Below are 11,214 nucleotides of genomic sequence, written 5' to 3'. Positions count from 1 at the left end.
TGCTCATCGCCCGGCGGTCGCAGAAGCTCTTCGTCGCGCAGTGGAAGGCGACCGGAGTGCTCAACGCGCGCGTCGAGGAGACCTTCTCGGGTCACGCGATCGTGAAGGTCTTCGGACACCAGCGCGAGGTCGAGGAGGACTTCCGCCGCGAGAACGACGAGGTGTACCGGGCGACGTTCGGCGCCCAGTTCCTCTCGGGCATCATCATGCCGGCGATGATGTTCATCGGGAACCTCGTCTACGTCGGCATCGCCGTCGTCGGCGGGCTGCAGGTCGCGGGCGGACGCCTGTCGATCGGCGACGTGCAGGCGTTCATCCAGTACTCGCGGCAGTTCACCCAGCCGCTGAGCCAGCTGGGCTCGATGGCGAACCTGCTGCAGTCCGGGGTCGCCAGCGCCGAGCGCGTGTTCGAGCTTCTCGATGAAGAGGAGGAGACGCCCGACCCCGACCCCGCCCGCACCGTCGACGAAGACGCGAGCGACCTGGACTTCGAAGACGTCTCGTTCCGATACTCGCCGGACAAGCCGCTCATCGACGGACTCGACCTCACTGCACGACCCGGCAGTACGGTCGCCATCGTCGGGCCCACCGGGGCGGGCAAGACGACGCTCGTGAACCTCATCATGCGGTTCTACGACATCGACTCCGGGCGCATCACCCTGGACGGGCTCGACATCAGGCAGATGACCCGCGCCGACCTGCGCTCGCGCACCGGCATGGTGTTGCAGGACACGTGGCTCTTCTCCGGCACGATCCGCGAGAACATCCTCTACGGGCGCCCGGATGCCACAGAGCAGGAGATGGTGGATGCCGCCTCTGCGGCGTACGTCGACCGCTTCGTGCACGCACTGCCCGACGGGTACGACACCGTGCTCGACGACGAGGCATCCAACCTCAGCGTGGGGGAGCGCCAGCTGGTGACGATCGCCCGGGCGTTCCTCTCCGACCCCCGGCTGCTGATCCTCGACGAGGCGACCTCGTCGGTGGACACCCGCACCGAGCTGCTGATCCAGCGGGCCATGTCGAGGCTGCGCCAGGACCGCACCTCGTTCGTCATCGCCCACCGGCTCTCGACCATTCGTGACGCCGACCTGATCCTGGTCATGGAGCACGGTTCCATCGTCGAGCAGGGCACGCACGACGACCTGCTGCAGGCGAAGGGGGCGTACTGGCGGCTGTACAACGCCCAGTTCCAGGCCCCCGCCGATCCCGACACGACCGAAAGCGATGCCGCAACCGTCCACTAGGATGTGAAAACGCGTTCCGCTGCGGAGCGCTCCATGTCGACAGGGAAGGGCGAGAGCGTGCCCGAGGCCACCACCCAGACACGCGTCGTCGCGCTGCCCGAGGGCGAGCTGTTCCTGTCCTGGGCTGCGGCCACCGATGTGGGACGCAGACGCGAGGTCAACCAGGACGCCGTGTTGGCCCTGTACCCGCTCTTCATCGTCGCCGACGGCATGGGGGGCCACATCGGCGGCGAGATCGCCAGCGCCAGCACGATCGAGCGGCTGAAGGCCGTCGCCGGCAAGGACGACGTCACCCCCAAGAGCATCGAGAAGGCCCTCGCACGCGCCGTGGACGACATCGGCCGACACGTGGACACGACCGATGACGGCACCGGCACGACCGTGACGGGCGTGTATCTCGACACCGGGGGCGACGAGCCGACCTGGGTGACGCTCAACATCGGCGACTCGCGCGTGTACCTCATGCGCGACGACAGCCTGATGCAGATCACCACCGACCACTCCGTGGTGCAGGAGCTCATCGCCTCGGGACGCCTCAGCCCCGAAGAGGCCGAGAACCACCCATACGGCAATGTGATCACGCGTGCGGTAGGCCCGACCGAGAGCGTCACCCCCGACTACGTGCGGCTCGACGTCATCGACGGCGACCGGTTCGTCATCTGCAGCGACGGGCTCACGAAGGAACTGACCGACTACGGCATCCTGCACTTCCTGCTCGAGCACGCCGACCCGGCCGAGGCCGTCGACGCCATGCTGCGGGCGGCGCTCGAGAACGGCGGGCGGGACAACGTCTCGATCATCGTGCTGAATGCGCATCTGAGTGGCGGCGCCGGCATCGACGACGACACCGCCGAGCGCCCTCAGGTCTCGCAGCACACCACGCCGGTGCAGCGCCCAGACGTGGCGACTGCGAACGCGTCGGATGCCGCATCGGCAGCCGACGCCGGCTCCTCCACAAACGCCGACTGAGGCCGGACCTCTCCCTTCAGGGGGTTGGTGCCCGCGCCGCGGGCGGGTGATGCGGTGTGCTGGACGCGTGATCCCCCCTGCCTCCGGTGCACCCCGGCCGGCTGACCGTCGAGCCGAGCCGCTGGTGCTGCCCACGCCGGTCGAACCGACGCCGCGCCCCGCCCTGCCGTTCGCGTCGGCCCTGCTGCCGATGGCGGCATCGCTGGTGCTGTGGCAGGTGACGGGGTCGATCATGTCCCTGTGGTTCGCCGCGCTCGGACCCCTGCTGGCCGGCGGTGCGGCCCTCGACGGGTTTCGGGCGGCCCGCAGGGATCGTCGTCGGGCGCGGCGGCAGCACCGCGGTGCCCACGCGCGCGCGCTCGAGGCGGTCACGCGACGCCACGCGGTCGAGCGCGAGCGCCTGCACCACCGACATCCCGACGTCGCCGGCTTCGCCGTGCGGCCCGACGAGATCTGGCGGGTCGTGCCGGGTCGTGCGGGCCACCTGCGCATCGGGGTGGGAGAGGCGATCAGCGGGGTGCAGGTGACCGGCGGCGATGCCACGGGCGATGACGCCGCGCTTCGGGAGCAAGCCGCCCGGCTGACCGATGCGCCGCTCACGGTGCCCGCCGCCGACGGCGTGGCGGTGATCGGTCCGCCGGTGGCGGCCGCCGCCGTCGCGCGAGGCCTCGTCGCGCAGCTGTGCCTGAGCTCAGCGCCCGGTGACGTGAGACTGGTCGGACCGCCGGCGGCCGACGGCGGCTGGACGGCCGGCATGCCGCACCGGCGGGCCGTCACCGGCACCGCGGTGCAGCTCTGTCCGCGCGGTGACCGGGTCGAGCGGGGCGTGGACGCGCCCATCGCGGTGGTGGGGCCCGGCTCGCCGCCGCCGCCGCGCTGCGCTGCTGTGCTGACGCTCACCGGCCTGGCCACCGCCCGTCTGGACCATGGCGGCATCACGCGCGAGGTGGCCGTCGAGGCCCTCGGCCGCGAGCAGGCGGCGGCGATCGCCGCCGCGCTCGCCGCCCGCGCGGGCGACGTCGCCGGCGGATTGACCGCGCACGCGGGCGACCTCGCGGGCCTGCTGCCTTCGGCACCGCGCGCAGCGCCCGGCACGCTGCCAGCGGTCATCGGGCGCGACGGCGGGGAGGTGGTGGTCGTCGACCTCGTCGTCGACGGTCCGCACGCGGTCGTCACGGGGGTCACCGGCGCCGGCAAGAGCGAGCTGCTGACGACCTGGATCGCGGCGCTGTGCGCAACCCACACCACCGCGCAGGTGGCCTTCCTCCTCGCGGACTTCAAGGGAGGGCGGGCCTTTGACCGCCTGGCCGGGCTGCCGCACGTCACGGGGGTGCTGACCGACCTCGACGAGGCGGCCGCCCACCGCGCGATCCAGAGCCTGCGTGCGGAGCTGCGTCACCGCGAACGGGCGCTTGCCGCCGTCGATGCCCGAGACATCGGCGAAGCCGGCGACCGCCTGCCGAGGCTGGTCATCGTCATCGACGAATATGCGGCGCTCGTGGGCACCCAGCCCGAGCTGCACGAGCTGTTCGCCGACATCGCCGCGCGCGGGCGGGCGCTGGGCATGCACCTGATCCTCGCCGGACAGCGGGCCGGCGGGGTGTTCCGCGACGCGCTGCTGGCGAACTGTCCGCTGCGGATCAGCCTGCGGGTGACCGACGCCGGGGATTCGCGCCTGGTGATCGGCACAGACGATGCCGCGACGCTGCCGGGCGACCCCGGGGCGCGGGGCCTCGCCCTGGTGCGTCGTGCGGCCGACCGGGTGGCCCGCAGCGCGCAGGTGGCCGTGTGCAGCGATGCGACACTCGCGGTGCTGGCCGCAGCCGAGGCGGGGCCGCCGCCCCGGCGACCGTGGCTGCCGGAGCTGCCGGAGCAGGTGCCGCTCGAGTCGCTGGCGGTGAAGGGACGCCCCGGTGCGATCGTGCTGGGCCTTGCGGACGAACCGCACCGGCAACGGCAGCGGCCGGTGGTGCTCGCGCCCGAGGACCGGGGACTGTTCATCGTCGGAGGTCCAGGGTCGGGCAAGACCGGCCTGCTGCGTCTGGCTGCGGCGCAGCACGACCCCGCGCGCACGCTGGTGGTGCCCCGCGACCCCGAGGGGGCGTGGGATGCCGTGGCGTGCTTCGATGAGCTGCCGCCGGGCACGCTGGTGCTGCTCGATGACCTCGACGCGCTGCCGGCCCCGTTCGGTCCGGATCACCAGGCTCACCTGACGGAGCAGGTGGAAGCGCTCGCCCGCGACGGGGCCCGACGTGGCATCCGCCTGGTCGTCACGACGCAGCGGCTCACCGGCGTCGCCGCCCGGGTGGCGGCGCTGCTGCCGCGCCGGGCGATCCTGGCGCTGCCCACCCGGGCGGACCATGCCGCCGCCGGCGGCGAGGCGGCCGCGCATCGCCGGGACCTGCCCCCGGGACGCGGCACGCTCGACGACGTCGCGGTTCAGTTCGCGCTCGTCGACGCGGCGCTGCGACCGAGGGGTGCCGACGTCCCGCTGTACCGGCCGCAGGGACTGACCGGCTTCGTCGCCCCTTCGTCGTCGTCCGCTGCGCGTGCGGTGCGCGCACGGTGGTCCGCCGACGGCATCGACGTCGCCGCGCTGGGGGAGCACGCGCCGACCGCGGCGGGTGCGGCGCCCCTGGTGCTGTGGGGTGAGCCCGAGACGTGGTTGCGCGAGTGGCGCGCACTGCAGGAGGTGCGGGCGACCGGTGCGCTCGTGGTCGACGCCGCCTGCGCGGGCGAGGTGCGCGCCGTGACGTCGTCGCGGGTGCTGCCGCCGTACGCATCGCCCGGGCTCGCGAGGGCGTGGGTGTGGGACGACGAGAGCGCGGCCCGAAGGGTGCGGCTGCTTTGAGCCCCCGGTCGCGGCGCCCCCTCGCTCAACGACCGAGGGGCGGCTACGCCACCGCGTCGGCGAGCGAGCCCAGCGGCATCCCGTGTGCCGTCGCGACGCCCGCGTTCACGACCGCGCCGGCGTGGGTGTTCAGGCCCGCCGCCAGCGCCGGGTCGGTGCGCAGCGCCTCGCGCCAGCCGTGCGCCACGATGCGACGGATGTAGGGGAGCGTGGTGTTGGTGAGGGCCGAGGTCGAGGTGTTCGGGACGGCGCCGGGCATGTTCGCGACGCAGTAGAAGACGCTGCCGTGCACCGTGAACGTGGGGTCGGCGTGCGTCGTCGGGTGACTGTCCTCGAAGCATCCGCCCTGATCGACGGCGATGTCCACGAGCACCGAGCCCGGCCGCATCCGCGTGACCATCGCATTCGTCACGAGCTTGGGGGCCTTGGCACCCGGGATGAGCACGGACCCGATCACCATGTCGGACGCCACGACTGCGGCATCCAGGTCGAGCGGATTCGACGCAGCGGTCTTGACCCGCCCCTGGAAGTGATCGTCGAGGAACCGCAGCCGCTGCACGTTCGTGTCGAAGATGGTGACGTCCGCACCCATCCCCGCCGCGAGGAGCGCCGCGTTCGCCCCGGCCACCCCGCCGCCGATGATCGTCACCCGCGCGGGCCGTGTCCCCGGCACGCCGGACATGAGAAGACCCAGCCCGCCCGCCGAGCGCATGAGCGTGGAGGCCCCGACCATCGGCGCGAGGCGGCCGGCCACCTCGCTCATGGGTGCGAGCAGCGGCAGTCCGCCGCCGGGCAGCTGCACCGTCTCGTACGCGATCGCCGTGACCCGGTCGGCGATCAGCCGCTCCGTGAGCGAGCGGTCGGCGGCCAGGTGCAGATAGGTGAACACCACGAGGTCGTCGCGGAAGTACCCGTACTCGCTCGGCACCGGCTCTTTCACCTTCAGCAGCAGCTCGGCGCGCGCCCACACCTCGGCGGGGTCGTCCAGCAGCGTCGCGCCGGCGGATTCGTACTCCGCGTCGGTCATCGACGATCCCTCGCCGGCACCGCGCTGCACGAACACCTCGTGCCCGGAGGAGGTGAGGTCGTGCACCCCGGCGGGGGTCAGGGCGACGCGGTATTCGTTGTTCTTCACTTCGGTCGGTACGCAGATCCTCATCGATCGCTCCTTTTCCGCGCCCGTCGTGGGGACGCAGTCACACCGTCGGGCGGATCGCTCCGACGTCTTTGCCGCCGCCCTGGATGGTCAGCGGAAGAGATCCCAGCACCTGGGCGACCTGCGCGGCCGGCAGGGCGCCTGCCCGGACGAGCAGCGTGAGCGCGACGACGGTGGCCGCCCGGCCGTTGCCGTCGAGCACCTTCAGCGCCGCCGTGGTGCCGTCGGGAGCCGTCATGACGAGCACGCCCTCCGCGCCGGTCTTGGCGAACACGCCGAGCTTCTCGATGACCACGGTGTCGGGGCGCCCGGGGCCGTCGATCGTCCACGGGTTGTCCTTGACCGCGCGCACGAGCGCCGCGGCGTGGCGGTGAAGCGCGAACGGGGAGCGCTCGGACGACGTGGCGATGCGCTGGATGCCGCGGGCGAGCGCCGTGAGGCTCATGCCGTAGACCGGTGCGCCGCAGCCGTCGACGGCGGAGATCGAGAGCTTGGTGCCGGTCAGACGCTCGGCCACCTCGCGGATGTGCATCTGCAGGGGGTGGTTGAGGTCGAGATACGTGGCGGCATCCCAGCCGTTGACCGTGCAAGCCAGCAGCATGGCGGCGTGCTTGCCCGAGCAGTTCATGCGGATGCGGGAGGGGGCGCCGAGTTCGCGGACGATCTCGTCGCGCGTCGCGGTGTCGCCTGGCCACGCCGGCGGGCAGCCGAGGTCGTCCTCGCTCTTGCCCGCCAGGTGCAGGATGCTGCGCACCACGTCGACGTGACGGTCGGTGCCGGAGTGGCTGGCGGTGGCCAGGCCCAGGCGCTCGCCGTCGAGGTCGGCGCCGGCGGTCAGGCAGCCCAGGGCCTGCAACGGCTTGAGGGTGGAGCGGGGAAGCACGGGGGAATCGATGTCACCCAGCGCGGTGCGCACCGAGCCGTCGGGGGAGAGCACGACGGCGCTCCCGGTGTGACGGGACTCGACGAAGCCACTGCGTTCGACGACAGCGAGCTCCACGGCATCCTGGGCGGAGAACGTCTGCGGCACGCAGCAAGCCTACCGGCGGGGCGGCGGGGACCCGCGTGGCAGACTGGCCGAATGTTGGGCGAGCACAGTTACTTCGTGCGCACGGAGTGGACAGGCGACCGCGGCACGGGCACCAGTGGGTACCGCGATTACGACCGCTCCGTCGCGATCGAGATCGACGGCAAGCCGGCGCTGGCCGCCTCGGCCGACCGGCCGTTCCGCGGCGACCCGGCGAAGTGGAACCCCGAAGACCTGCTGGTGGCGGCGCTGTCGGAGTGCCACCTGCTGTCGTATCTGCACGCGTGCGTGCGAGCCGGGGTCGTGGTCACCTCCTACCGGGACGAGGCGCGGGGCGTGCTCGTGCTGGACGGTCGTGGCGGGGGAGCGTTCCGCGAGGTCGTGCTGCGCCCGCAGGTCACCGTGGCGGATCCGTCGATGGTCGAGGCCGCGCTCGCCGCCCATGCGCAGGCCCACGAGTGGTGCTTCATCGCGAACTCGGTGAACTTCCCCGTGCGCCACGACCCCGTCGTCACCGCCGAGTGAGCATTCGACGCGCGGTCAGCGACGCTCGTGCGGCAGAACCTGCTTGATGCGCTCGACCGGGTTCTGCGCGGGCGTCTCGTTGTACGCGTTCGCGAGTTCCTGGCCCGACAGGGCGTGGATGGCCGACATGATCTCGTCCGTCGCCAGGCGCCGGGCGCGGCCCGAGGATGCCGGCCCGTGGTGGGACAGATCGATCGGCTCCCCGAAGCGCACGGTCACGCGGGGGCGCAACCGCGGGAACTTCGCGCCGACCGGCATCGCGTCGTTCGTGCCGACGAGGCCGACGGGAACGACCGGCGCCCCGGTCTGCAGCGCCAGGAACGCCACGCCGGTGCGCCCCTTGTACAGCCGCCCGTCCAGGGACCGCGTGCCTTCGGGGTACAGGGCGGTCGCCCACCCCGCCTCGAGCATGCGCTTCTGCTGGTCGAGGGCATCGAGCGCCGCCTGGCCCGCCCCGCGCTGCACGGGGAAGGCGCCGACCGCATAGAAGAACTCGCGGGCGAACCACCCCTTGAGTCCCTTGCCCTCGAAGTAGCTCGCCTTGGCGAGGAAGCGGACGGCGCGCGGCGACGCCATGGGGATCACGAACGAGTCGATGAACGACAAGTGGTTGCTCGCGAGGATCACCGGACCCTTGCGCGGTACGTTCTTTCGCCCCTCGATGCGCGGCCAGTAGAACAGGCGCGCCAGCGGGGCGATGATCCAGCGTCCGACGACGTAGGTGAGCCCGACTCCGGGGACCAGAGAGGTCTCGCTCGTCTGCTTGGGGGATGCAGGGGGCTGGGCAGTCACCCGTCGAGGGTACTCCCGTTCGCATGCGCGCTCGGGCATGCGGCGCGGGAGGCTCCCAGCCACGACAAAGGAGAGTGAGGGAGGATGGCCTGGTCCCCCTTTCTCTCTCCGTGAGGATCCCCGTGCGCTTCCGCCCCCTAGCCGCTCTGTCCGTCGCCGCCGTTTCGGTGGTCCTCCTTTCGGGATGCACGGGGTCGGCGGATCCCGCCGAGACTGAGGGCGCGGATTCGTCCGCGCTGTGCGACGCGCGGCTCGACGCCGGTGCCGCGTCCGACGCCGTCGAGGCCGAGGGGCCCGTTGGCGAGCCGCCCACCGTCAGCTTCTCCGCCCCGCTGGAGATCGAGCAGATCGAGACGTCGGTGCTCGTCGAGGGTGACGGCGACCGGGTCACGGAGGGCGACTACGTCAACGTCGCCTTCGTAGGACTGGATGCCGAGACCGCCACCGAGATCGGTGCGATCGGCTATGTCGAGGGGGAGATGGCCGCCCAGCAGATCGGCGCACAGACGGGGATCGGGCAGTTCCTCGGCTGCGCCACGGTCGGCACGCGCGTGGCGGTCGCCCTTCCCGCAGACGATGCCACCGGCACCGCAGCCCAGGTGTACGTCATGGACCTGCTCGAGATCGTCCCCAGCGCCGCGTGGGGCGAGGAGCAGGAGCCGGTCGAGGGCATGCCCACGGTCGAACTCGATGAGACCGGCGCGCCCACGGTGACGCTTCCCGAGGGCGACGCGCCGACCGAGTATCAGCTCGCCGTGCTCAAGGAGGGTGACGGTGACACCGTGGCCGAGGGCGACAACGTCCAGCTGCAGTACCAGGGCGTGTCGTGGAACACCGGCGAGGTGTTCGACCAGAGCTGGGGCAGGGGCCCCACCGCCTTCCCCACGACCGCGGTCGTGAAGGGCTTCGGCGACGCGCTGGTCGGCCAGAAGGTCGGCTCACAGGTCATCGCGGTGCTTCCGCCGGCCGTCGCGTACGGCGAGGGCGAGATCAACGAGCAGGACCTCGTCGGTCAGACCCTGGTCTTCGTCATCGACATCCTCGACATCGAGCCCGCGGCGACCCAGTGATCGTAGGCTGAGGCGCGTGCGACGCGTTCTGATCCTCGGCTCCACCGGTTCCATCGGCAGTCAGGCCCTCGACGTCATCCGCGCCCATCCGGGCCGGTTCGAGGTCGTGGGCCTGTCGGCCGGTTCGCAGCGCGACGCGCTGGCAGGCCAGGCGGAGGAGTTCCGCGTCGAGCACACGGCGCTGGGGGCGGTCGAGGCCGAGCAGCTGGTGCGCGACGTCGAAGCCGACGTGGTACTCAACGGCATCACGGGCTCGGTGGGGCTCGGCCCGACCATCGCCGCGCTCGAAGCCGGGCGCACCCTGGCCCTGGCCAACAAGGAGTCGCTCATCGTCGGCGGCGACCTCGTCACCGCGCTCGCCGCCCCCGGCCAGATCGTGCCGGTGGACTCGGAGCACTCCGCCATCGCCCAGGCGCTGCGCTCGGGGGAGCCCGGCGAGGTGCGCCGGCTCGTGCTCACCGCCTCGGGCGGGCCGTTCCGCGGCCGTACCCGCGACGAGCTGGCATCCGTCACCCCCGCCGAGGCCCTCGCGCACCCCACGTGGGACATGGGGCGAGTGGTCACCACGAACTCCGCGACGCTCGTCAACAAGGGCCTCGAGGTCATCGAGGCCCACCTGCTGTTCGGCGTCGACTACGCCGACATCGATGTCGTGGTGCACCCGCAGTCGATCGTGCACTCGATGGTGGAGTTCGTCGACGGCTCGACGATCGCCCAGGCGTCACCGCCGGACATGCGCCTGCCGATCTCGCTGGGCCTGGACTGGCCGCACCGGGTGTCGGGCGTCGGACGCCCGCTGGATTGGACCACAGCGACCTCGTGGACGTTCGAGCCGCTGGATGAGCGCGCCTTCCCCGCCGTGGCGCTCGCCAAGCAGGTCGGCCGTATCGGCGGAACGTATCCCGCCGTGTTCAACGCCGCGAACGAGCAGGCCGTCGACGCGTTCCACGAGGGTCGGCTCGGCTTCACGGACATCGTCGACACGGTGCGCGCCGTCGTCGACCGGCATGAGGCGCCGTCAGCTCTCTCGCGCGAGAGTCTCGCCGAGGCAGAGGAATGGGCGCGGCGCACCGCCGACGCCCTGATCGCCGGGGGTCAGAAGGTCTGAAGACCCCGCGCGCGGAAGCGATCGCGCACGCTCTCGGCGTGGTCCGCCTCGGGCGGCTGCACGTCGGCCAGGGCGTAGTCGATGCCCAGGCGCTCCCACTTCGACGTGCCCATCTGGTGGAACGGCAGCACCTCGACGCGCGCGACGTTCGGCCAGCGCTCGACGATGTCAGCCACGGCCTCCACGTTCTCGGGGGCGTCGGTCAGACCCGGAACGAGGACGAACCGGATCCACACCGGCACGCCCTTGGCCGCCAGGCGGTCGCCGAAGTCGATGGTGGGCTGCAGCTCGCGGCCGGTCACCTCGCGGTACGTGTCCGGCAGGCCCGACTTCACGTCCAGCAGCACCATGCCGAGGTCGTCCAGCAGGGCGTCGGAGGCGTTGCGTCCGAGGTTGCCCGAGGTGTCGAGGGCGACATGGATGCCGAGCTCCTTCGCCTCGCGGGCCAGTCGCGTCACGAACGCCGGCT

The 11,214-nt window shown here is 72.0% G+C and carries 9 protein-coding genes and 1 pseudogene; 6 read left to right on the top strand and 4 right to left on the bottom strand.

Going from position 1 to position 11,214, the window contains the following annotated elements:
- From NQ160_RS11120 to NQ160_RS11110, 3 genes are all read left to right on the top strand, one after another.
- Positions 1–1,247, top strand: a 1,247-nt coding sequence (locus tag NQ160_RS11120) for an ABC transporter ATP-binding protein (protein WP_257515306.1), incomplete at its 5' end; no start/stop codon positions are given.
- Between the two features lie 57 nt (positions 1,248–1,304).
- Positions 1,305–2,216 (top strand): PP2C family protein-serine/threonine phosphatase, encoded by a 912-nt coding sequence (locus tag NQ160_RS11115; RefSeq protein ID WP_257515307.1) that lies wholly within the window; start codon positions 1,305–1,307, stop codon positions 2,214–2,216.
- Between the two features lie 67 nt (positions 2,217–2,283).
- The gene (locus NQ160_RS11110) at positions 2,284–5,067 is read left to right on the top strand and encodes an FtsK/SpoIIIE domain-containing protein (RefSeq protein WP_257515305.1); all 2,784 of its coding nucleotides are present in this window, start codon (positions 2,284–2,286) and stop codon (positions 5,065–5,067) included.
- A gap of 43 nt (positions 5,068–5,110) precedes the next feature.
- Here NQ160_RS11110 and ald read toward each other — a convergent pair whose 3' ends face one another.
- Both ald and NQ160_RS11100 read right to left on the bottom strand, forming a co-directional pair.
- Positions 5,111–6,226: an alanine dehydrogenase gene (gene ald, locus NQ160_RS11105; RefSeq protein WP_257515304.1), complete on the bottom strand. Its 1,116-nt coding sequence runs from the start codon at positions 6,224–6,226 to the stop codon at positions 5,111–5,113.
- Between the two features lie 37 nt (positions 6,227–6,263).
- The gene (locus NQ160_RS11100; RefSeq protein WP_257515303.1) at positions 6,264–7,253 is read right to left on the bottom strand and encodes an asparaginase; all 990 of its coding nucleotides are present in this window, start codon (positions 7,251–7,253) and stop codon (positions 6,264–6,266) included.
- Positions 7,254–7,304: 51 nt separating this feature from the next.
- Here NQ160_RS11100 and NQ160_RS11095 point away from each other — a divergent pair, with 51 nt between their 5' ends.
- A complete protein-coding gene (locus NQ160_RS11095) occupies positions 7,305–7,775 on the top strand; it encodes an OsmC family protein (protein WP_257515302.1) in 471 nt (156 codons plus the stop codon).
- A 15-nt stretch (positions 7,776–7,790) separates the two neighbouring features.
- On the opposite strand, the gene NQ160_RS11090 is transcribed toward NQ160_RS11095, so the two are convergent.
- A complete protein-coding gene (locus NQ160_RS11090; protein WP_257515301.1) occupies positions 7,791–8,606 on the bottom strand; it encodes a lysophospholipid acyltransferase family protein in 816 nt (271 codons plus the stop codon).
- Positions 8,607–8,689: 83 nt separating this feature from the next.
- Here NQ160_RS11090 and NQ160_RS11085 point away from each other — a divergent pair, with 83 nt between their 5' ends.
- Complete coding sequence (locus NQ160_RS11085) at positions 8,690–9,637, top strand: FKBP-type peptidyl-prolyl cis-trans isomerase (protein ID WP_257515300.1); 948 nt, start codon at positions 8,690–8,692, stop codon at positions 9,635–9,637.
- A gap of 16 nt (positions 9,638–9,653) precedes the next feature.
- Complete coding sequence (dxr, locus tag NQ160_RS11080; protein ID WP_257515299.1) at positions 9,654–10,745, top strand: 1-deoxy-D-xylulose-5-phosphate reductoisomerase; 1,092 nt, start codon at positions 9,654–9,656, stop codon at positions 10,743–10,745.
- Here dxr and NQ160_RS11075 read toward each other — a convergent pair.
- Positions 10,733–11,214 (bottom strand): annotated as a pseudogene (locus tag NQ160_RS11075) (radical SAM protein); the annotation flags it as partial. The gene dxr and the pseudogene NQ160_RS11075 overlap by 13 nt on opposite strands.

This window comes from Microbacterium sp. zg.Y909 (assembly GCF_024626565.1).
The sequence above is the reverse complement of the archived record's forward strand: the minus strand, read 5'-3'. Positions and strand labels throughout refer to the sequence as shown.

What these genes read in the sequence shown, in the direction of transcription:
- ald (WP_257515304.1), bottom strand. Translation starts at nt 6,226, where the DNA reads ATGAGGATCTGCGTACCGACCGAAGTGAAGAACAACGAATACCGCGTC.
- NQ160_RS11095 (WP_257515302.1), top strand. Translation starts at nt 7,305, where the DNA reads ATGTTGGGCGAGCACAGTTACTTCGTGCGCACGGAGTGGACAGGCGAC.
- NQ160_RS11090 (WP_257515301.1), bottom strand. Translation starts at nt 8,606, where the DNA reads ATGCCCGAGCGCGCATGCGAACGGGAGTACCCTCGACGGGTGACTGCC.